The sequence below is a fragment of the Stappia sp. genome, from assembly GCF_965276915.1.
In the GTDB taxonomy this organism is placed as follows: Bacteria; Pseudomonadota; Alphaproteobacteria; order Rhizobiales; family Stappiaceae; genus Stappia.
The window spans coordinates 813,481-835,163 of the sequence record NZ_OZ255709.1; the positions used below are offsets into that span (position 1 = coordinate 813,481).

Below are 21,683 nucleotides of genomic sequence, written 5' to 3' on the forward strand. Positions count from 1 at the left end.
TCATTTTTTATGACCTTGTTAAGGCGGGGGCCGGATCTCCGCCGTATTGTTCGGGGCTTTGCTTTGGGCACGGGGCAGGCGGCGGCAACGCCATTCGCGACGGAAATCCGCGATGAGCGACAAAGGCAAGGGGGGCGGCGCGACGGGATCGCGCGAATGGACTGGCAATCTTCACGCCGCGATTATTGCCGCGTCGCAGGACCCGATCTACTTCTGTTCGCCCGACTACATCATCCGCGAGGCAAACGAACCCTACGCTGCCATCGGTGGCTTCACGCGCGAGCAGGCCATCGGCCGCACCGTGCAGGAAGTTGCCGGCGCGCCGGCCTTCGAACATCGCAAGCCCTATCTGGCCAGGGCGCTGGCCGGCGAGGCGGCCGTCCTGCAGGACTGGATGAACGTGCCGGGATCCGGCCGCCGGTTCTTCGATGTCCGCTATCAGCCCGTTCACGATGATGACGGCATGCTTCTGGGGGTCGCCGCCTATGGCCGCGACATCACCGACCTCAAGCAGGCCGAGGAGGCGCTGCGCCTCTACGAAAATGTCATCAACCAGATGTCGGACCGTCTTTCGATCATCGACCGGTCCTTCCGCTACATCCTCACCAACGAGAGCAACGCCCGGTGGCATGATCGCCCCCGCGACACGTTCCGCGGCCTCGAGCTGATCGGCATGGTCGGCGAGGAGCGCTTCCGCGACGAAATCCTGCCGAGCCTCGAACGCTGCCTTGCCGGCGAGACGGTCGAGTATCACTACGACGACACCGCGCCGGACGGATCTTCGGTGGTCATGGGCGCCCGGCTCGAGCCGTTCCGCAATTCGGTCGGCGAGATCGAGGCCGCCGTCGTCACCTTGCGCGATGTCACCGAGACCCGCCGCCTCTCCGACAGGCTGGAACGGCTGACCCTGCAGGACGACCTGACCGGCATTGCCAACCGCCGCGCCTTCGAGAAGTGGCTGGAGCAGCGCGTTGCCGCCTTCCGCGCCGGCGCGATCCCCGGCTTCAGTGTCGTCTTCATCGACCTCGACAGTTTCAAGCTGGTCAATGACACTGTCGGCCACGGTGCCGGCGACCGGTTTCTGCAGGACATCGCCCGCATTCTCGTTCAGTTCGCCGGCGAGGATGTTCGCGTCGCGCGCATCGGCGGCGACGAGTTCGGCCTGATCATCGACACCGAGGACGGGGTCGCCGCCCATGCGATCTGCAACCGCCTTCTCTCCGCCTTCGAGGTGCACCGCTTCAACTGGGAGGGCATGACCTTTCGCAGCAGCGCCAGCGTCGGGCTGGCGACGATCGCCCCCCTCGCCGGGCAGGACGGCGGGGACAGGCTGGAACAGGCGGTCACCGTCGGGCGGGTGCTGCAATGGGCGGATTTCGCCTGCATGCAGGCGAAGGCCGCCGGCGGTCACAGGATCGTTGCCCATGACGGCGCGGACCGTTCCGGCGAGGACCGCAAGGCGGAGATGCGCCATCTGCTGGCGGTGGAAAAGGCGATTGCCGAGGACGGGTTCCTGCTTCACCAGATGACGGTCATCGACCTGGCCACCGGCTCGCCCGCCATGCGCGAGGTCCTGCCCCGGCTCGCCGGCGCCGACGGCGGTCTGCACGGACCGTCGATGATCCGTGCCACGGCCGAGCGGCACGGGCTGATGCGGGCGGTCGACCGGCTGGTCCTGTCCGCCGTTCTGGCCCGGTTGGAGACCGCCGAGCCCGGTCTCGACATGCCGGTCTGCCTCGATCTTTCCTCCGAATCGCTGCACAGCCCGGTCTTCGCGCGCCTGCTGCTGGACCGGCTGGAGCACCATGCCTCGATCCCGTCGCTGCTCGTCTTCGAAGTGTCCGAGAGCGTGCTTGCCCGGCTCAAGCCGGAGGCCTGGGCCCTGCTGTCCGACCTGCGCGACCGGGGCTGCCGGGTCGCGCTCGACCATTTCGGCCGGGGCTTTGCCTCCTTCACCCAGCTGCGCGCCAATGCCTTCGATCTGATCAAGATCGACAGGGTGCTGACCGCCGGCCTCGCCAGCGATCCCGTCAAGCGGGCAGCGGTGTCCGGCATCGTCGGCCTCGCAGAGGCGCTCGGCCTGCCGACGGTGGCCGAATACGTGACCGAGCCGCTGCATCTCGACATCCTGCGCGGCCTGGGCGTGACCTATGCCCAGGGGCACGCCGTCGCCCCGCCGCAGGCCTGGAGCTGAGGGCCCGGGCGCGCGGCGGCCGGGGACCGCGCCGGCTCACGTTTCCTGCATCCACCCGGCATCCGTGGGGAAGCGCTGCCCGGCCTCCCGTGCCAGCGCATCCGCCGCGCGATCCTCGCCGCCGGCCCTGAGGGCCGCGATCCGCTCCCGCCAGAACGTCTTGAGCCAGCGCTTGGGCAGGGCCCGTGCGCCCGGGCTCGCATCGATCGCCGCCTGCGCCAGGGCGAGTTCCTGCGCGGCTTCGACCGGCGCGCCGAGACCGGCGAGCGCCCGGGCCACTTCCAGCGCATGGCCCGGATTGCGGGCGCGATGGGGATCGCGCCGCGCCGCCGCGATGGCGTCCGCCGTCAGCCGTCCTGTCGCCCGCGCCGATGCGAAGCCGGAGAAGCCTGCAAGTTCCGCATCGGTGTCGGCTGCGATCAGGCCGCGCTCGCTGCAAAGCGCCGCAAGATCCCGGTCGAACCCGGCGATCAGCTTGCGCGCGATGTTGAGCGTGTAGAGATGGTCATGGCTGGCATGGGGCGAGGCGAGCCGCAACACGCGGACCGCCTCCGGCAGCGACCTGCCGGCAAGCGCTGCCGCCCCGCCCGCATCGACCGGATCGAAAATGCCGAAGACCAGCGTCACGGGAACCTTCGCTTCCGCGAGCGGGCCGGCAAGGTCGGGGGCGCTCGCCATTGCCGGCGCGAGGACCCTGGCGCTCTGGCTGCCCGGCTGTCCGAGCGCCAGCTCCGGACCGAAGGCGAACGCCTCGCCGTCGCCGCGCCGCAGCGCCGTTGCCAGTGCCCCGTGTGCGCCCTTGGAGGCGCCGTAATAGACGATCCGCCGGGGCGCGGTGGCCTTGATGGCACGCGCGATCTCGCGGTCGACCGCCGTCTCGCAGCCCAGATACCAGACCGGGTCGGGGCAATTGAGAAAGAGGCAAGGGTGGCGGGTGTTGGCGAAAAGCCTTTCCAGGCCGAAGCGGCCCTCCGGCACCCGCATCTGCGAAAAGACCACGGCGAGGATGTCGGCGCTCTCCGCACGCGGTGCCGGGCGGAAGCGCCAGGAGAGGCCGCTTGCCGCATCGCACCCCTCGAAGCCGGCCGCGTTCCCCGTCATCGCCGCCTCAGATCTCCGGGCCGATCCAGAAATCGGCGCGGGTCGCCTTGCGCGGCTTGCGCGCCTCGGCGATATGGGCGGTGTCCGGATCGAGCGCGGCAAAGGCCTCGTACTGGGTCAGGAACACCTCGCCGTTCAGGTGCTTGAGGAAATCCGTGCGCTGCAGCCGGTCCATCACCGGTCCCTTCACCTCGGAAAGATGGAAGCCGACGCCCGCATCCAGCAGTCGCCGGTTGATCTCCTCCAGGCTTTCCAGCGCCGAAGCGTCGATCTCGTTCACCGCCGGGCACATCAGCACCACATGCTTGAGCGCCGGCCGCTCCGCGACGAGTTCGGTCAGGCGGTCCTCGAGAAAGCGGCTGTTGGCGAAGAACAGGCTCTCGTCGACGCGCACGGAAAGCACCCTGTCGCCGGTGATCACCTTGTGCCGGTTGACGTTTCGGAAATGCTCGGTGCCCGGCACGATGCCGACGATCGCCATGTGCGGACGCGAGTTGCGGTAGAGATAAAGCGCCAGCGACACGGCAACGCCGGTGACGACGCCGGTTTCCACGCCGAAGCCGAGCGTCACCAGGATGGTGCCGGCCATCGCCGTGAAGTCGCTCTTCGAATAGGCATGCACCCGGGCGAGCGCCTTGAAGTCGACCAGCGACAGCACCGCGACGATGATCGTCGCCGCCAGCGTCGCCTGCGGCAGGTTGGCGATCAGCGGCGTCAGGAAGAGGGTTGCCATCGCGATGCCGACGGCGGTGAAGGCGCCGGCGGCGGGTGTCGCCGCGCCCGCGTCGAAATTGACCACCGAGCGGGCAAAGCCGCCGGTCACCGGATAGCCGCCGGACAGGCCCGAGGCGAGATTGGCCGCGCCCAGTCCGATTAGCTCCTGGTCGGGAACGATGCGCTGGCGCTTCTTGGCTGCCAGCGTTTGCGCCACGGAGACGGATTCGACGAAGCCGATCGCCGAGATCAGCAGCGCCGGGCCGGCAAGCTGCGACCACAGTGCGGGGTCGAAGCCCGGCAGCGCCGGCACCGGCAGGCTGGAAGGGATCGCTCCGACGAGCTTCACGCCCTTTTCGCCGAGGTCGAATATTCCGGCGGCGGCGGTCGTTGCGGCGACGGCGGCCACCGGTCCCGACTTGGCGATGATGTCGGCGGTGCGCGGTCCAAGACCGGCGCGGATCAGCAGCGGCTTCAGGCCGCTCCGCACCCAGAACAGGAAGGCGGTGGCGGGAAGCCCGACGGCCAGCGTGTAGGGGTTGGTCTCGCCGATCCGGGAGGCGAGGGCGCCGGCGATCTCCACCAGCGTGTGCCCGGAGGCCTGGATGCCGGCGAGATGCTTGATCTGCGAGGCGGCGATGATCAGCCCGCTCGCCGTGATGAACCCGGAAATCACCGGATGGCTGAGGAGATTGGCGAGAAACCCGAGCCTGAGCAGGCCCATCGCCACCAGCATCAGGCCGGACAGGACGGCGAGCGCGATTGCCGCGCCCAGATATTCCGGCGTGCCCTGCGCGGCGATGTCGCCGACGGCCGAGGCGGTCATCAGCGAGACGACGGCGACCGGCCCGACGGCGAGCGCCCGGCTCGTGCCGAAGATGGCATAGGCGACGAGCGGCAGGATCGAGGCATAAAGGCCGATCTCCGGCGGCAGCCCGGCGAGCAGCGCATAGGCGAGCGACTGCGGGATCAGCATGATCGTGACGATCACCGCGGCGACAAGGTCGTCGGTCGCCGTGGCGCGCGTGTAGCTGCGTCCCCAGTCGAGGATCGGCAGGTAGGACGAGGGTTTTTTCATGTCGTTGTGTCGCTGCCGGATCCGGGGTGCGCGGACGGCGCGGGGACCGCGCCCGCCCGGGCTTTGTGTCAGCCGCCGGCCCTGGAGCCGGCCAGTTGCTGCAGCATCGGCACCAGCCCGGTGAGGTCGTAGCCCGCATCGGCGGCAAGCCCGACAATCTCGGACGCGTCGCGCCGACCCGCCTGCGACAGGGCCCAAAGGTTGATCGACCGCGTGCCGGTGCGGCAGAAGGCGAAGACCGGGCCGCCGGCCGCGTCCATTGCCTGGCGGAAGCCGTCGATCAGCTCGGGCCTGATCCCGTCGCGGCCAAGCGGCAGCGCCGTGTAGGCAAGGCCGGCGGCGGTTGCGGCGGCCTCGATCTCGTGGCCGCCCGGCTGGTCGGGCGCCTCGCCTTCCGGCCGGTTGTTGATGATGGCGACGAAGCCGGCCGCGCGGATCGCGTCGACATCGGCGGGTTCGATCTGGTAGGCGACGGTGAGCGTGTCGTCGACCCGGGCGCTTTGCATTTCTGTCTGTTCCTTACAATCCGTTGACCGGCACCTTGAGGAAGGTCTTGCCGCTGTCGTCCTTGGGCGGCAGTTTGCCGGCGCGCATGTTGACCTGTATCGAGGGAATGATCAATTTCGGCATGTCGAGCGTCGCGTCGCGCGCCGTCCGCATGGCCACGAATTCCTCTTCCGCGACGCCGTCGCGCGCGTGGATGTTGTGCGCCCGCTCCTCGCCCACCGTGGTTTCCCAGCGGATGTCGCGGCCGTTCGGGCCGTAGTCGTGGCACATGAACAGGCGGAAGTCCTGCGGCAATGCCAGCACCTTGCGGATCGAGCGATACAGTTCGCCCGCATCGCCGCCGGGGAAGTCGGCCCGCGCCGTGCCGCCGTCCGGCATGAACAGCGTGTCGCCGACAAAGGCCGCATCGCCCATCACATGGGTCATGCAGGCCGGCGTGTGGCCCGGCGTGTGCATGGCGAAGCAGGTCATCCCGCCGACCTTGTAGGTGTCGCCCTCGCCGAACAGGTGATCGAATTGCGAGCCGTCGCGCTGGAATTCGGTGCCTTCGTTGAAGACCTTGCCGAACGTGTCCTGGACGATGCGGATATTCTCGCCGATGCCGATCCGTCCGCCGAGCCTTTCCTGGATATAGGGCGCCCCCGACAGGTGGTCGGCATGGACATGGGTCTCGATCAGCCACTCGAGCCTGAGGCCCTTTTCCCGGATATGCGCGATGATCCGGTCGGCCGATTCAAAGAAGATCCGGCCGGCGGCGTAGTCGATGTCCATGACGCTGTCGACGACGGCGCAGGCATCCGAGCCCGGGTCCTGGACGACATAGGATATCGTGTTGGTCTGCGGATCGAAAAAGGCGGTGACCTCCGGCTTCGTCGCCGGGTCGATCGGATAGGTCGTGTCGGTCATGGCTGGTGCTCCGTGATGGCGCGGTCGGGGTCCGTGCGGCCGGCGCTGTCTCAGGCGGCTCGCGGGCGGGAGGCCGCGCGGTTTTCGAAATTTCTAGCAGCGATCATGCCAAGGAACATTGTCGCGACAAAGACGAGAGGTTCGAGACGGCCGAGGCCGAGCGCCGGCACCGCCCCGCCGGGGCAGAAGCCGGTGACGCCCCAGCCGATGCCGAACAGGGCGGCGCCGCCGATGAGCCGCGCATCGAGCGCCGTCTTGTCCGGCAGGTGGAAGCGCCTCTCCGCGAGCGGGGCGGGACGCCGCAGCGCCAGCCGGTAGCCGATCGCGGTGACAAGCAGCGCGCCGCCCATGACGAAGGCGAGGCTCGGATCCCATCTGCCGGCGGCAATGCCGCCAAGGTCGAAGAAGTTCAGCACCTTGGCCGGATTGGCCATGCCCGAGATCAGGATGCCGGCACCGAAGACGAGGCCGGCGGCGAAGGAAAGTGCGATCCGCATCAAGGGTCTCAGCCTCCCGCCACGTGGCGCAGCACGAAGACGGTGGCCGCCGTCGTCGTCATGAAGACGAGGGTTGCGGCGAGCGAGCGCTTCGACAGGCGGGCAATGCCGCACACGCCGTGGCCGGAGGTGCAGCCATTGCCAAAGGAGACACCGATGCCCACTGCCAGGCCGCCGATGGCAAGCATCGGCAGGGACACCGGCACCTCGATCTCAGGCATTCGGCCCGTGGCCAGGTAAAGCAGCGGCGCGGCGGCGACCATGCCGGCGAGAAACGCGACCCGCCAGCCCCGATCCGCCGAAAGAGGCGGCAGCAGGCTGCCGGCTATGCCGGCGACGCCGGCGATGCGGCCAAGCCCGGCCATCAGCAGCACCGCGGCAAGGCCGATCAGCAGGCCGCCGGCCGTGGAGGAAAGGGGGGTGAAGTCATTCATCTGACAGTCTCGCGGGGTGGTGTCTCGAGATGGGGGAGGACCAACGGGTCGCGGAACCTGTCAATTGCACTAAAGCACAGTTGCGACCATCCGACCCGTAAGGGGTTTATCGAATTGGCAATATAAGAGAATCAATTAAATTAGCAAGAATGAATATTCAGGAAATGGAAAATAACGCCGATCAGGCGGCTGCCCTGCTGGCGTCGATGGCGAATTCCCGCCGTCTGATGGTGCTGTGTCATCTCGTTTCGGGCGAGTGCTCGGTCGGGGTGCTGGCCCAGCGGGTCGGCCTCAGCCAGTCGGCGCTGTCGCAGCACCTGGCGCGCATGCGCGCGCAAGGGTTCGTCGATGCCCGCCGCGACGGCCAGACGGTCTATTACCGCCTTGCCAGCCAGAAGGTCCGGGCCCTGCTGGAGACGCTTCACGGGCTCTACTGCTCGCCGGCGTCCTGACGCTCTTCTACCTGTCGAGCCCGCCCAGCACCACGCCGGAGCCGTTGCGGCGGCTGCGCAGTGCCGTGCCCGGCAATCCCGGCAGCGGGTTGTCCTTCGCTTCCGGCAGGTCCCGGTCCGTGCGCGGCGCCGACAGCTCGTTGAGCGGCCTCAGGATCCGCTCGTGGATCAGCGAGCCGACATAGACCGGCTGCGTGCCCGCCTCTCCCCGGCGAACTTCGTAGCGGGTCGGCCACAGGCGCAGCACCCAGCGTCCGCCCGGCGCCGGCTCGCCGTCCTGTCCGGTGTCTCCGCCGCCGCCTTCCGGCCCCTTGCTGTCGCTGTCGCGGCGCACCAGCACCAGTTCCGCGCCCCGTCCGTTGTGCACGCGCGGCAGCGCCGGCAGGTCTTCCGGCGCGGTTTGCCCCGTAAGGAAGCCGGCAAACGTGGTCAGCGACCAGCCCTGCGCCGGCATGTAGCCGGCCGGCGCCAGCGCCTCGGCCAGCGCCTTCGGGGTGCCGCTCCATTGCAGGATCAGCGGTTCCTCGCGTTCGCCGTTGAGTTCGATCCGGTGCGAGGGCAATTGCCGCCAGCCGTCGGCAAGCCAGTCGTCGGCCGACATCGACACCACCGGCGTCGCCGGCCGGTACATGGCCGCGGTCCTGTCGAAATTGCGCATGACATGCAGGCCGCCGACAGTTGCCAGCGTCACGCAGGCAAGTCCCGCCAGGGCCCAGCGCCCGATCTTCTCGTTGTGGATCGAGCCGAAGACGAAGGCGAAGGCGGCCACCATCGCCGTGCCGAAGGCCAGTCCGCCCACCACGTCGCTCATCCAGTGGGCGCCCAGATAGATGCGCGAAAAGGCGACGCCGCCGATCAGCGGCACCGCGACCGAGAAAACGCCGGCCTTGGTCAGGGGAGAACGGTCATGGGCAACGAGCACCGCGATGATGCCGTAGAGCACCGTCGTCAGGGTGGCGTGGCCGGAGGGGAAGGACAGCGCGTCGGCGCCGGAATAGATGTCGATCGGCCGCTCGCGGTGGAACAGCAGCTTGAACAGCGGCACGAACACGGCCGCTCCGGCGATCGCGATCAGCAGCCCGCTCGCCCGCCGCCAGGCTCGCCGGGCGAAGAGATAGGCGACCACCACAGCGGCGACGCAGGCGGTGACGACGCCGTCGCCCAGCATCGTCAGGAAGGTCATGATGTCGTCGCCGACGGGGGTCCGCAGGTCGTGGAACAGGTTGCGGATCGCCGTGTCGGCGCGGTTGAGGCCGTTGTCGGGCGAGATCGCCGCGGCCAGCGCGACGAAGAGCGGCACCGTGACGATGATCGCCAGCGCCGAAAGGATCATGCCGGCCGAGCGCGGATGGCTGGGGTCGAGCGCCCGGGCCAGCCACTTGGCCGCCCCGTGGTGGCGCCGCGCCAGCCAGTCGACGGTGCGCAGCCGGCTGCCGGCATAAAGCGGCAGCACGATCAGGATCATCCAGCGCGCGATCATCACGGCGAGGAACAGCAGCACCATGAAGACGCCGAGCATCGTCGCCAGCCGTCCGCTGATCTCGCCAAGCGCGCTGAAGGCGGTGCCGGCGATGACGCCCGGTCCCAGGTGGACGATGCTCCAGGCGATCGCCGAGGTGACATTGATGAAGGTGAACCGCCCCGCCGGCATGCCGACCATGCCGGCGATGCCGGGCACGATCGCCTTCACGCCCGGCACGAAGCGGCCGATGAAGACGCTCTTGCCGCCATGGCGCAGGAAATAGGCCTCGCCCCTGTCGACCAGCGTCCGGTAGCGGTTGAACGGCCAGACCGCCTTGATCCGGTCCTTGTAGAAATGGCCGATCCAGTAGGAGATGGCATCTCCCGCGATGGCGCCCAGCACGGTCCAGATGAAGATCGGCCAGGGGTCGAGCTTGCCGAGCCCGACCAGCGTCCCGGCCCCCACCAGCACCACGGTCGAGGGCACGACCATGCCGATGATGAACAGCGCCTCGCCCATGGCGATCAGGAACACGACGGCATTGGCAAGCGTCGGGTGCTCGCCGATAAAGGCGACGAGCTGGTTGAGAAGGTCGGTCACGGGTCGCTGCTCGGCATCATGGCAAAATCGCTGAAGGGCGGTGCGGCCACCGGGATGAAACGATGCCCAATGGGGCAGGGCCCGCTACATGTACGCGCTGCGGGGCGCTCCGCCAATCCTTGGTCGCGCCGTTTTCTTCGTCGCCATGCGGGTTTGGCATGTTTGGCGATTGCGCCGGCCGGCGCGACGCGCCACCCTTGGCGTCCCGCTTTCCCGAGAAAGGTACCCGTTTTCATGTTCCAGTCGGCTTCGCTTCCCGTCGATCTGTCACGCGCCGATTTCGACGCGCTCGAGCCGGCTCTGCGCACCGAGCTGCTTGCGGCCCAGCGCAAGGTGATCGAGACGAAGCCCTTCTCCATCGTCATCGTCGTGGCCGGCATCGACGGCGCCGGCAAGAACGAAGCCATCGCCCGCCTGCATGAATGGCTCGACGTGCGCTACGTCACCTGCAACGCCTATGACGGGGAGACGGATGTGGAGCGCGAGCGGCCGGGCATGTGGCGCTACTGGCGCGACCTCCCGGCGCTGGGCGAGATGTCCGTTGTCGTCTCCTCCTGGTACAATGCGCCCATGCGCGACTTTGCCCTCGGACGGACGGACGAGACGGAGTTCGAACGTGCGCTTGCCCGTGTCAACCGGTTCGAGGAACTGCTGGCGCGCGAAAACGTGCTGGTGCTGAAATTCTGGTTCTCTCTCGCGCCGAAGGTGCAGAAGGAGCGCCTCAAGGGGCTGGGCAGGAAGGCCCGTGCCCGCCACATCCTGGCCGAGTGGACCGACATCGGCCGGGCTGCCCAGGCCCGCGCGGTGTTCGAACGCGCGGCGCTGGTCACTTCGACGCCGGCAGCCCCGTGGATTGTCATTCCGAGCGAGGATCCGCACGCCCGCGACCTGGCCGCCGGACGCTGCCTCGAGATGGCGCTGAGCCGCAGGCTCGAAACGGTGGAGGCGCCCGCCACCCCGTCCGCTCCGGCGCTTCCCGCCGTTGCCACCGGGGTCGGTGCCGACGGCGGGCGGCGCAGCGCGGTGGAGGCGATCGACCTTGCCAGCCGGATCTCGAAGAACCGCTACCAGGCCGAACTCGACCATTGGCAGGGCGAGCTTGCCCATCTCGCGGCCAGGAAGGCGTTTCGCAAGATGTCGCTGGTCGTCGCCTTCGAGGGCAATGACGCGGCCGGCAAGGGCGGCGCCATCCGGCGGGTGACGCGGCCGCTCGATCCGCGCCGCTATCGGGTGCACCGGATCGCGGCGCCGGGCGAGGAGGCACGTGCGCGCCCCTATCTCTGGCGGTTCTGGCGGCGCCTGCCGCAGCTCGGACACACCGCGATCTTCGACCGCTCCTGGTACGGACGGGTGCTGGTCGAACGGGTCGAGGGGTTCTGCTCGCAAGCCGACTGGATGCGGGCCTACAACGAGATCAACGAGTTCGAGGCCGAGCTGCACGAGGCCGGCACGCTGGTCGTCAAGTTCTGGCTGGCGATCAGCAAGCAGGAGCAGCTCGCACGCTTCAAGGAGCGCGAGGAAACACCCTACAAGCAGTTCAAGATCACCGACGACGACTGGCGCAACCGGCTGAAATGGGACACCTATGCCCAGGCGGCCGGCGACATGATCGATCGCACCTCGACCAGCTACGCGCCGTGGCATCTGGTCCCGGCCGAGGACAAGCGCTTTGCCCGTGTCGAGGTGCTGCGCACCCTGGTCGGCCGGTTGAAGGAGGCGCTGTAGGCGGCCCTTATCCGGCGCCCGAGGTGAAGCGGCGGCGGAAGTCGCGCGGCGAGACGCCCGTCTGCGAGGCGAACACCCGCGAGAAATAGCCGGGATCGGAAAATCCGAGCCGATAGGCGACCTCGGCAACGCCCGCCTGCGTATAGGCGAGCAATCGCCGCGCCTCCAGCATCTGCCGCTCGCGGATCAGGGACGAGGCCGGCTTTCCGAGTGCCTCGCGGCAGGCGCGCGACAGGTGCGGCGGCGTCACCGAGAGCGCCGCCGCATAGGCGCCGACCGCGTGCCATTCGCCGTGATGCCGGTCGAGCAGCCCCTGGAAACGTTCCGCCAGCCGCGCCGGGGCGCCGCCTCCCGCAGCCGCCGTGCCCGGCGCGGCGTCCATTTGCCTGAGCGTCCAGACGAAGGCGAGCGCGGCAAGCGCCGCCAGTGCCTCGCCCCGGTTGGCGCGCCGCCCTCCATGCTCGGCAATCAGCGCTTCCATTTCGGCCGGCGCGGCGCGCGCCGCCCCCACCTGCAGCCGCATCAGCCGGCGATCCGGATCGATGCGTGCGCGGATCGGCTCGAACACCGTGTCGGGCAGCGTCAGGACCGAGCCCTGCGTGCCCGGGGCGAAGCGGAAGCCATGCGTCGTCCCGGCCGGCATGTTGACGAAACTGGCGTCGGAAAGGGCGCTCTCGCCGCCCTCGTGGAAGAGGGTGCCGCCGCCGCGCTCGATCCAGAACAGCTGGTGCAGGGACGGGTGGCGATGGGGGGAAATGCGCCAGCGCCGCGGTCCGCTGCGTACCGAGAGACGTTCGATATGCAGCGTATCCGGAAACCCGGAAGCGGCAGGTTCCCCATAAAGGCTGAAATCGGGAGCGAAAGGGAGTGTTCGATTCATCCATGTATTGGAGCGAATTCTTCATTCCCTTGTCCAGCTCCTTCCGGCAGGATCTGAAAAAAAGCGGCCGCGTCGCCGCGACTTGCGCCGCGATGTCCGCCAACGACACCCGTGACGCATTCAGGACGAGCCGTAGCCATGACCGAAGATACCTCCGGCTCCCTTTCTGCCGGTGCCAGCGCCGTTCCGGCCCGCACGCAGGTGCTCATCATCGGCGGCGGCCCGGCCGGGCTGCTGCTGTCCCAGTTGCTGCATCGCGCAGGCGTGGACAATGTCGTGCTGGAGCGTCGTTCGCGCGCCTATGTGCTCTCGCGCATCCGCGCCGGAGTGCTGGAGCAGGGCACGGTCGACCTGCTGCGGCAGGCCGGCGTCGGCGCCCGCATGGACCGCAAGGGGCTCCTCCACGGCGGTGTCGAGATCTCCTTTCGCGACCGGCGCCTGCGTCTCGACCTGGCCGGGCTGACCGGTGGCAGGACGGTGATGGTCTACGGCCAGACCGAGGTGACCGCCGATCTCTATGCCGCGCGCGACGCCATGGGCGGCACCATCCTGCACGAGGCCGGGGACGTCGCCCTGCACGGTCTTGAGAGCGCGAGCCCCTTCGCGACCTTCACGCTTGGCGGCGAGACGCACCGCATCGATTGCGATTTCATCGCCGGCTGCGACGGGTTCCACGGCGTCTCGCGTCGCTCGATCCCGGAGGATCGGCTGAAGCTCTTCGAACTGGTCTATCCCTTCGGCTGGCTCGGCATCCTCGCCGACGTGCCGCCGGTCAGCGACGAGCTGATCTATGCCAGCCACGAGAAGGGCTTCGCCCTGTGCTCGATGCGGTCCCCGACCCGCAGCCGCTACTACATCCAGTGTCCGCTCGAGGAGGATGCCGGGAACTGGTCCGACGACCGCTTCTGGGAGACGCTTGCCGCCCATCTGCCGGCCGATGTCGCGGCCCGTCTCGTCACCGGCCCGTCGATCGAGAAGAGCATTGCGCCCTTGCGCTCCTTCGTCGCCGAGCCGATGCGCCACGGCCGCCTGTTCCTTGCCGGGGATGCCGCCCATATCGTGCCGCCGACCGGCGCCAAGGGGCTGAACCTTGCCGCCTCCGACGTTCATTACCTGTCCGAGGGCCTGATCGCCCATTACACGGCCGGCGACGATCTCGCACTCGAACGCTATTCGGATCGGGCCCTTGCCCGTGTCTGGAAGGCGGAGCGGTTCTCCTGGTGGATGACCTCGACCTTGCACAGCTTTCCCGACACGGGCGAGTTCGGCGCCCGCATGCAGCAGGCCGAGTTCGACTATCTCGCCACTTCGCGGACGGCTCAGGCCGCTTTTGCCGAGAACTATGTCGGCCTGCCCTACTGAGACGAGGCGGCATTTTCCCACAGGTCGCGCCTTTCGCTTTGCGTCCGGCCGCCTTCCTCCCTACCCGCCTTGCCGCTCGTCTTGCCGTCCGCCATGCGGCGCTGCCGCGCGGTTGCCCGCGTCGCGGAGTGCCTGCTTGCCGAAACGGCCGGCTTCTGCCCGTGAGCGAAGCGCGCGCTTGAAACGGGCGCGGTTGCGGTCGAAACTGCCCGACACACGCGCTGTCGCCGTCGCAGCCCCTCCGTCTCTCTACCCGGAAAATCCGCCATGTCTCCCGATCTTCTCGTCAAGAACGCGACCCTGCCCGACGGGCGCAAGAACATCGACATTGCCTGCGAGCGGGGCCGCATCGTCGCGCTCGAGCCCGGCATCGAGGCCCAGGCCGGCCGGGTGATCGATGCCGGCGGCCGCCTCGTTTCGCCGCCCTTCGTCGACAGCCATTTCCACATGGACGCGACGCTGTCCCTTGGCCTGCCGCGCATGAACGAGAGCGGCACGCTGCTGGAGGGCATTGCGCTGTGGGGCGAGCTGAAACCGCTGCTCACCGTAGAGGCGGTGGTCGAGCGGGCGCTTGCCTATTGCGACCTGGCGGTCGCGCAAGGGTTGCTTGCCATCCGCTCCCATGTGGATGTCTGCGACGAGAGGCTGACCGGTGTCGAGGCGCTGCTTCAGGTTCGCGAAAAGGTGGCTCCCTATCTCGACCTGCAGCTCGTCGCCTTTCCGCAGGACGGTCTCTACCGCTCGCCCGATGCGGAGCGGAACCTGTTGCGGGCGCTCGACATGGGCGTCGACGTGGTCGGCGGCATTCCCCATTTCGAACGCACCATGGAGGACGGCGCCCGCTCGGTGCGCGCGCTCTGCGAGATCGCGGCCGAACGCGGACTGATGGTCGACCTTCACTGCGACGAGAGCGACGATCCGTTGTCGCGCCATATCGAGACGCTGGCGGCGGAGACGCAGCGCCTCGGCCTTGAGGGCCGCGTCGCCGGTTCGCATCTCACCTCCATGCATTCCATGGACAATTACTATGTCTCCAAGCTGCTGCCGCTGATCGCCGAGGCCGGCGTTCATGCGATCGCCAATCCGCTCATCAACATCACCCTGCAGGGTCGCCACGACACCTATCCGAAGCGCCGTGGCCAGACCCGGGTGCCGGAGATGCGCGCCCATGGCATCAATGTCGCCTTCGGCCATGACTGCGTCATGGACCCCTGGTATTCGATGGGGTCCGGCGACATGCTGGAGGTCGCCTCGATGGGCCTGCATGTTGCCCAGATGATGAGCCGCGAGGAGATGCGTTACGCTTTCGACTGCGTCACGCTCCATCCGGCCCGCGCGATGGGGCTGGAGGGCTACGGGCTGGAAAAGGGCTGCAGGGCCGATTTCGTCCTGCTGCAGGCGGCCGACACGATCGAGGCGATCCGCCTGCGCGCCCGCCGCCTTGCCGTGGTGCGGGCGGGCAGGGTCATTGCCGAGAGCGATCCCGCGATCACCCGCCTTTCCCTTGACGGGCGTCCCGCAAGGGTCGATCCGGCCACCTACGCGCCGAAAGGCTGAGACGACAAGAGGCAAGGGGCGACGCGCTGCCGCCCCTTGCCGGGTCTGCCTGCGGCCGGCGGGCCGGCCATGCGCTCAGACGTAGTAGGGCGAGTGCATTTCGCGGCTGGCAACCTCGATCGCGGCGGCGTCGAAGACGCGGGTATAGAGCGCCGCGTTCATCCTTGCCGCCGTCTCCGGGAAGACGTTGACGGCGAAGTCCTTTGCGTTTTCAAGCGTGTCGAAGGCGTCGACCCCGCCGATCGTGCCGGTGTGCAGGCCGCTCAGCCAGGTCTTCGACAGGAGCCCCTTCTGCGCCCGCAGGACCGGGTTGCGGTCCTGCCAGGGCACTTGCGCGAAAGGCATGTTCACCTGCAGTTCCGTATAGACGAAGGCACCGGGCGCGGTTGTCGGCCTTGCGCCGAAATGCGGCGAGGCAAGGTCGCGGCTCGCCTCCTCCGTTGCCGCCGCATCGAAAATCCGGGTCGTGTGGGCAACGCCGAAACCGGCCGCCTCGCGCGGGAAGTAGCCGGTGACGAAGGCTTCGGCGTTGCCGATGCTGTCGAAGGCGTAGATGCCGCCGAGCGAATTGGTGCTGCTGCCGGCGAACCACGTCTTGTTGAGGAAGCCGGGCTGCTGGAGGATGGCCTGGTTGATCGCTTTCCAGGGCGCCTGCTCGAAGGGAACGGCGATCTGGACTTCGGTATAGACGAAGGCTTTCGGGGTCATGGAACGGTCCTTGTCGGAAAGGGTGGTCGGTATGGTGCCGGCCATTGCCGGTGAAACGGAGAACCCGCGCGGTGCCGCGAGCAGGCCGGAGCCGGCGATGACGCCCGTTAGCGCGGCGCCCTTGAGGCCATGGACGAGGATCTGCCGGCGGTTCGGTGCCGGCGACGGCGATGGTGCCGGCCGGGTGTCGCCCGGCGCATGCGTGTCTGTCATGAGATGTCTCCTGCACGGCGGCGTCCCGGGCCGTTGCCGTGATGGGTCAAAGGGAATATAACGATCGTTATGGATGATGTTGCATAACGGTCGTTATCTCGTCAATCGAAAATATAACGATCGTTATTTAAATGGATGCTGACCGATGGCTGACGGTGGCCCCAAGGGGCGGAAGAAGCAGGAAACCCGGGCGCTGGTGCTTGAGGCGGCAGAGCGCGGTTTCAAGCAGCACGGCTATGCCGGGGTCGGCGTTGATGGCATCGCCCGCGAGGCGGGGGTCACCTCGGGGGCATTCTATGCCCATTTCGGGTCGAAGACCGGGGCCTTCCAGGAGGCGCTCGAGGCGGGTCTGGACGCAACCCTTGCCCGCCTGCCGGAGTTTCGCCGGGAGCATGGCGAGACCTGGCCGGCGGCCTTCGCCGACTATTATCTCGGCGCCTCCCATCGCGCCGATCTGGCCTGCGGTTGCGCCATGGCGGCGCTCACCGGCGAGGTGATGCGCGGCACGGACGAAAGCCGGGTGACCTATCAGGAGCGCATGGCGCGCATTGCGGGGATTGTCGCGGGCGGCCTTGCCGGCGAGAGCGACGCCGAGGCCCGGGCCTGGGGCTTCCTGTCGATCCTGATCGGCGGCCTCACTGTCATCCGGGCGATGCCGGACGGAGCGCAGGCCGATGCGGTCGCGGGAAACGTCCGGCAGATGGCGCTGGCAATCGCCGGCCCGGGCCGACGATGAATCAAAAATGCTGCAAATTCGAAAAAGAATCGAACAAGTTTTCGCAAATTCTTGTCGAGAATTGTCGAAATTGCACCGGATTCAGCTGAAATTTTGCCCACTGTCGGGGCTTGGAGAGAGGCCCTGTCCGGGCGATAAAGCCCCACTTGCCACGCGCGCCGGATGAGAGCCATGGATGAACCGACAGGGACGAACAGCGGTGCGGAGCGCGCGACGGGGAGCGGGCTGTGCCCGGTTCATCCAGGGCCTGTGCCCGCGGCCGGCGGCGGTGCCGCGAACGATATCCCCGTCGCCGCAGGGTCGCCTCCGGTTGCCGGCGACGGCTATGTGCCGCCCTATCCGTTCCGGCATGTGAAGGCGCTGCCGGTCTACCGGCTGCTGGGGCTCGCCCGGCGCAGCTTTCTCTCGGTCTGGCCGGCCTCGGCCTTTGCCAGGCCTTGGCTGAGGATCGCGGTCCTGCGCAAGCAGATCTTCGTCTGCAACAGCCCGGAAACGGTGCAGGAGGCCTTCGTCAGGAAGCACGAGACCTTCCAGCGCAAGAGCGCCCAGATGCGCCATGCGCTCGAGCCCCTGCTCGGTGACGGCCTGTTTGTCTCCGACGGCGAGACCTGGCGCCGCCGCCGCCAGGTTGTCGCCCCGATCATCCATGCCTCGAAGGTGCGCGAGTTCTTCCCGGTGATGGCGGAAACGGTGGCCGAACGGCGCGATGCCTGGGCGGCGGCGGGCGAGGACGCACCCGTCGACGCCTTGCAGGAAATGGCGCATCTGACCGCGGAAATCATCTGCCGCACCATCTTCGGCAGCGCGCTCGGGCGCGACTATGCCGCCGAGGTGGTCGAGAGCTTTTCCGACTACCAGCGTCATATCGACCAGATCGACCTTCTCTCCCTGCTCGGCCTGCCCGACTGGCTGCCGCGCCGGCGCGGCCGGGCGATCCGCCGCTCGGTGGCGCGCATCGACAAGGTTCTCGACGAGGTCATCTCGCGCTACCAGCAAAAGAGCCGCGACGGCGAGACCTCGGTGATCGGCGGGCTGCTCGATGCCCGCGACGAGGACGGCCGGCCGTTGTCGCGCGAGGCGATCTGCAACGAGGCGGCCGTGATCTTCATGGCCGGCCACGAGACGACGGCGAACACGCTCGCCTGGGCCTGGTTCCTGCTGTCGCAGGCGCCGGCCGCGCGCCGCGCCCTGCACGCGGAACTCGATCAGGTGCTCGGCGGACGGATGCCCGGCTTCGACGACATCGCCCGCCTGCCCTATGCCCGCGCCGTCATCGAGGAGACCCTGCGGCTTTACCCGCCGGTGCCGATCCTTGCCCGCGAGGCGCTGGCCGACGAGACGGTCGGCGGCATGGCGACGCCGAAGGGCTCGATCGTCATGGTCGTGCCCTGGCTGCTGCACCGCAATCCCGAGCTCTGGCAGCGGCCCGATCATTTCGAGCCGGAACGTTTTCTCGGTGGTGCCCGCGGCGGCCAATCGAAATTCGCCTATGTGCCCTTCGCCATAGGCCCGCGCATCTGCGCCGGTCTTGCCTTCGGCATGACGGAATCGATCCTGTCGCTCGCGCTTCTTGCCCAGGCCTTCGACCTGAAGCTTGAGACCGGCGTCGACATCCAGCCGGTCTGCCGGCTGACGCTGCGGCCAGGCGACAGGCTGCCGATGCGGCTCGTTCCGCGCCGACCGTGAGCGCGGTCCGCGGCCGCCGCCGCATTCCGCCGGTCGCCTTCGGGGAGACCCGGGCTCCGGAAATCCCGGCACCCTCGCTGGCCCGTCGCTTGCGGGCGTGGCCGCGCGATCTTCTCAAGCAGGCCCTGCACGAGATCCTGCGCCGGCTGCCGGTTGGGTTCGCTCCGCGCCTGGGGCGGCTGCTTGCTCCGCTCGTGCAGCGGATGAATGGCAGCCGCATCTTTGCCCGTCGCATCGCCTGGAACCTCGACCGGCTGCATGCCGCCGGCCCCTTGTCCGGTACGGCGCATGCCGAAGCGCTGGCCCGCTGGTGGAAAGGGGCCGGCGCCGTTTTCGCCGAGTATGCAACGCTGGAGCGGCTCGGGGCTGCCGGCCGGCTGGAGATCGACGATCCGGAGGGCAGCATTGCCGCGCTTCCCCGCGATGGACCGGCGGTCTTTGCCTGTGTCCATCTCGGGCCTTTCGAGCTCTGTTTCGAGACGATCCTCAACAGGCTTGGCCGCGAGGCTGTCGGCACCTGGCAGCCGGAACCGTCGAACGCGTCCAACGCCATTCTCGCAAGGCTCAGGGCCCGCTACGGGATTTTCGCCTTCCCGCCGGGCCAGCGTTCGGCCCGCCACCTGCACCGGCTTGTGGTCACCGAGGGGTTCGACGCGATCCTCTTTGTCGACGAGGTCCGGGACCGGCAGGTTCACCTTCCTGCCTTCGGCCGCGACCTTCCGGCGCGCGGCAACGCGGTCACGGCGGTCAAGCTTGCGCTGAAGACCGGCGCGCCGCTCGTGCCTGTCCATGTCCTGCGCACCGGGACGGCCCAATACCGCTTCGTGGTCGGCGCGCCGCTTGTCTTTGACCGGGAAGGTCTGGAAAGCCTTGCGGTTTCAGGCGGCGTGGTGGCGCTCGACCGGTATTTCGACCCGCTTGTGCGCGCCCATGTCGAGCAGTGGTACATGCTGCCCGAACTGCGCCTGCCCGGTTTCGTCGCCCGTCCGCCCGGCGATGCGGCGGCTCAGTAGAGCAACCGCACCAGGAACAGTGTCAGGCCGGGGAACAGCACCAGGATCGCCACGCGCACGATATCGCTGGCGATAAACGGCACCACGCCCTTGAAGGTTTGCGACAGCGGTACGTCGGGCGCCATCGAGTTGATGACGAAGAGATTCATGCCGACCGGCGGGGTAATCAGACCTACCTCGACGACGATCAGCACGATGATGCCGAACCACAGGGCGAACTCTTCCGGCGGCAGCCCGAAATCCAGAACCGAGACGATCGGGAAGAAGATCGGAATGGTAAGCAGGATCATCGAGAGCGAATCCATGATGCAGCCGAAAATCAGGTAGCAGACCAGGATCAGCACCAGCACCGTCCAGGGATTGAGGCCGAGATCGACGACGAAGGCCGCCGATTGCTGGGGCAATTGCGAGAAGGCGAGGAAGCCGTTGTAGACGCTGGCGCCGAGCACGATGAAGAAGATCATGCCGGTGGCGCTGGCCGTCGACAGGAAGGACTCCACCAGTCCCTTGCGGTCGAGGCCGCCATTGAGGAGCGCCACGATGCCGGTGCCGGCGGCGCCCACCGCCGCTCCTTCGGTCGGCGTGAAGATACCGGAATAGATGCCGCCGATGACCACGATGAAGATGATCATCACGGGCCACACGGCAACCAGGGCCGCACCCCGTTCGGCCCAGCTCGCCTTTTCCTGGCTGCCGGCGCTTTCGGGCCGGAAGCGGACATAGAGCGACACGGTCAGCATGTAGCCGGCGGCGGCGAGAATGCCCGGAATGAAGGCGGCCATGAACAGCTTGGCGATGTTCTGCTCTGTCAGGATGGCGTAGATGACCAAGACCACGGAGGGCGGAATGAGGATGCCCAGCGTGCCGCCGGCGGCAAGGCAGGCGGTCGACAGCGCGCCGGAATAGCCGCAGCGGCGCATCTCGGGAAGCGCCACCTGGCCCATGGTCGCGGCGGTTGCGAGCGACGATCCGCAGATCGCGCCGAAGCCGCCGCAGGCGGCGACCGCCGCCATGGCGACACCGCCGCGGCGGTGCCCGACGAGCGTCTCGGCGGCCTTGAACAGGGCGCGCGACATGCCGCCTCGCGTGGCAAACTGGCCCATCAGCAGGAACAGCGGCACGATGGACAGCGAGTAGTTGGAAAAGGTGCTGTAGACCAATGACTTGAGCTGCGCCAGGATGGGCACGGTCGAGCCCGTGACGAAGCTGGTGCCGGCCACGCCGACAAGGAACATCGCAAGGCCGATGGGCATGCGCGCGAAGATCAGCGCCAGCAGGATCGGGATCGACCACAGCCCGTATTCGAGGGACGTCACGTCTGGCTACTCCTGGCGCGGCGCGGCGCTCGGCCGGGCAAGGGTTTCATCGAGACTGCGCCAGACGGTATAGGCGCTGACGATGATCGCGAAAACGGCACCGGCCATGGCCGCCGCATAGGGCCACCAGAGCGGAAACTGCAGGATGAACGTGGTCTCGCCATAGGCTTTCTTGTCGAGAAGGCCAAGCCAGAGCCGCCAGCAGATCAGCGCGCACACGGCGGTCATCAGGAGGTTGGAGACGACGTCGACCGCCGCATTGGCGCGCGGCCCGAAGCGGGCCAGAAACAGGTCGACCGTCACATGGCCGCGCCTCAGCTGGCACCAGGGCAGGAAGGCGAAAATGGCAAAGGCCGTACCCGCCTCGACCAGCTCGTAGTCGCCGGGGATGGGGCCGAGACCGGCCCAGTTGAGGGCACGGCCGGAGATCGAGATCACTGTGGTGGCCGTCAGTGCGACAAGCACGGCGCCGCCCGCGATGGCAAGGGCGGCGGCGAGCCGCTCGAGCACGCGTTCGATGGAGTGACGCACCTTTTGACCCC

At 68.0% G+C, this 21,683-nt stretch carries 19 protein-coding genes; 8 read left to right on the forward strand and 11 right to left on the reverse strand.

Translation table 11 applies throughout. From position 1 onward, the window contains the following. Positions 1–112 precede the first annotated feature (112 nt). Positions 113–2,194, forward strand: a complete 2,082-nt coding sequence (locus ACQY46_RS03770) for a putative bifunctional diguanylate cyclase/phosphodiesterase (protein ID WP_428698970.1) — start codon at positions 113–115, stop codon at positions 2,192–2,194. A 36-nt stretch (positions 2,195–2,230) separates the two neighbouring features. Here ACQY46_RS03770 and ACQY46_RS03775 read toward each other — a convergent pair whose 3' ends face one another. From ACQY46_RS03775 to ACQY46_RS03800, 6 genes are all read right to left on the reverse strand, one after another. Beyond that, the gene (locus ACQY46_RS03775; RefSeq protein ID WP_428698971.1) at positions 2,231–3,295 is read right to left on the reverse strand and encodes a hypothetical protein; all 1,065 of its coding nucleotides are present in this window, start codon (positions 3,293–3,295) and stop codon (positions 2,231–2,233) included. Positions 3,296–3,302: 7 nt separating this feature from the next. Further along, entirely contained in the window at positions 3,303–5,087 is a 1,785-nt protein-coding gene (locus tag ACQY46_RS03780; RefSeq protein WP_428698972.1) for a SulP family inorganic anion transporter, read from the reverse strand. 68 nt (positions 5,088–5,155) lie between these two features. Beyond that, entirely contained in the window at positions 5,156–5,593 is a 438-nt protein-coding gene (locus tag ACQY46_RS03785; RefSeq protein ID WP_428698973.1) for a TIGR01244 family sulfur transferase, read from the reverse strand. Between the two features lie 13 nt (positions 5,594–5,606). Further along, the gene (locus ACQY46_RS03790; protein ID WP_428698974.1) at positions 5,607–6,500 is read right to left on the reverse strand and encodes an MBL fold metallo-hydrolase; all 894 of its coding nucleotides are present in this window, start codon (positions 6,498–6,500) and stop codon (positions 5,607–5,609) included. Positions 6,501–6,550: 50 nt separating this feature from the next. Next, positions 6,551–6,997, reverse strand: coding sequence for a DUF6691 family protein (locus tag ACQY46_RS03795; protein ID WP_428698975.1), 447 nt, complete (start codon positions 6,995–6,997; stop codon positions 6,551–6,553). Between the two features lie 8 nt (positions 6,998–7,005). Beyond that, a complete protein-coding gene (locus ACQY46_RS03800; protein WP_428698976.1) occupies positions 7,006–7,431 on the reverse strand; it encodes a YeeE/YedE family protein in 426 nt (141 codons plus the stop codon). A 164-nt stretch (positions 7,432–7,595) separates the two neighbouring features. Between ACQY46_RS03800 and ACQY46_RS03805 the strand changes: the two genes are divergently transcribed. Next, entirely contained in the window at positions 7,596–7,883 is a 288-nt protein-coding gene (locus ACQY46_RS03805; protein ID WP_428698977.1) for an ArsR/SmtB family transcription factor, read from the forward strand. Between the two features lie 7 nt (positions 7,884–7,890). Here the strand turns inward: ACQY46_RS03805 and ACQY46_RS03810 are convergent, their stop codons facing one another. Beyond that, entirely contained in the window at positions 7,891–9,945 is a 2,055-nt protein-coding gene (locus tag ACQY46_RS03810) for a VTT domain-containing protein (RefSeq protein WP_428698978.1), read from the reverse strand. 234 nt (positions 9,946–10,179) lie between these two features. Here ACQY46_RS03810 and pap point away from each other — a divergent pair, with 234 nt between their 5' ends. Further along, the gene (gene pap / locus ACQY46_RS03815) at positions 10,180–11,670 is read left to right on the forward strand and encodes a polyphosphate:AMP phosphotransferase (protein WP_428698979.1); all 1,491 of its coding nucleotides are present in this window, start codon (positions 10,180–10,182) and stop codon (positions 11,668–11,670) included. A 7-nt stretch (positions 11,671–11,677) separates the two neighbouring features. Here pap and ACQY46_RS03820 read toward each other — a convergent pair whose 3' ends face one another. After that, entirely contained in the window at positions 11,678–12,550 is an 873-nt protein-coding gene (locus tag ACQY46_RS03820; protein WP_428698980.1) for a helix-turn-helix domain-containing protein, read from the reverse strand. Between the two features lie 138 nt (positions 12,551–12,688). Between ACQY46_RS03820 and pobA the strand changes: the two genes are divergently transcribed. Together pobA and ACQY46_RS03830 are read left to right on the forward strand one after the other, a co-directional pair. Beyond that, positions 12,689–13,912, forward strand: a complete 1,224-nt coding sequence (pobA, locus tag ACQY46_RS03825) for a 4-hydroxybenzoate 3-monooxygenase (protein ID WP_428698981.1) — start codon at positions 12,689–12,691, stop codon at positions 13,910–13,912. 267 nt (positions 13,913–14,179) lie between these two features. Further along, entirely contained in the window at positions 14,180–15,469 is a 1,290-nt protein-coding gene (locus tag ACQY46_RS03830) for an amidohydrolase family protein (protein ID WP_428698982.1), read from the forward strand. Between the two features lie 75 nt (positions 15,470–15,544). On the opposite strand, the gene ACQY46_RS03835 is transcribed toward ACQY46_RS03830, so the two are convergent. Next, positions 15,545–16,390 (reverse strand): YdhR family protein, encoded by an 846-nt coding sequence (locus ACQY46_RS03835; protein ID WP_428698983.1) that lies wholly within the window; start codon positions 16,388–16,390, stop codon positions 15,545–15,547. 145 nt (positions 16,391–16,535) lie between these two features. On the opposite strand from ACQY46_RS03835, the gene ACQY46_RS03840 reads away from it, so the two are divergent. The 3 genes from ACQY46_RS03840 to ACQY46_RS03850 all read left to right on the forward strand — a co-directional run bounded on the left by ACQY46_RS03840 (position 16,536) and on the right by ACQY46_RS03850 (position 19,825). Further along, positions 16,536–17,126, forward strand: coding sequence for a TetR/AcrR family transcriptional regulator (locus tag ACQY46_RS03840; RefSeq protein WP_428698984.1), 591 nt, complete (start codon positions 16,536–16,538; stop codon positions 17,124–17,126). A 171-nt stretch (positions 17,127–17,297) separates the two neighbouring features. Then, complete coding sequence (locus ACQY46_RS03845; protein ID WP_428698985.1) at positions 17,298–18,812, forward strand: cytochrome P450; 1,515 nt, start codon at positions 17,298–17,300, stop codon at positions 18,810–18,812. Next, on the forward strand, positions 18,809–19,825 hold the full coding sequence (locus tag ACQY46_RS03850; RefSeq protein ID WP_428698986.1) for a lysophospholipid acyltransferase family protein: 1,017 nt from the start codon (positions 18,809–18,811) through the stop codon (positions 19,823–19,825). The genes ACQY46_RS03845 and ACQY46_RS03850 overlap by 4 nt, the downstream gene beginning before the upstream one ends. On the opposite strand, the gene ACQY46_RS03855 is transcribed toward ACQY46_RS03850, so the two are convergent. Continuing rightward, positions 19,819–21,141 carry a TRAP transporter large permease gene (locus ACQY46_RS03855; protein ID WP_428698987.1) on the reverse strand — a complete coding sequence of 441 codons (1,323 nt, stop codon included), beginning with the start codon at positions 21,139–21,141 and terminating at the stop codon, positions 19,819–19,821. The genes ACQY46_RS03850 and ACQY46_RS03855 overlap by 7 nt on opposite strands. 6 nt (positions 21,142–21,147) lie before the next feature. Beyond that, positions 21,148–21,672: a TRAP transporter small permease gene (locus ACQY46_RS03860; RefSeq protein WP_428698988.1), complete on the reverse strand. Its 525-nt coding sequence runs from the start codon at positions 21,670–21,672 to the stop codon at positions 21,148–21,150. Positions 21,673–21,683 lie beyond the last annotated feature (11 nt).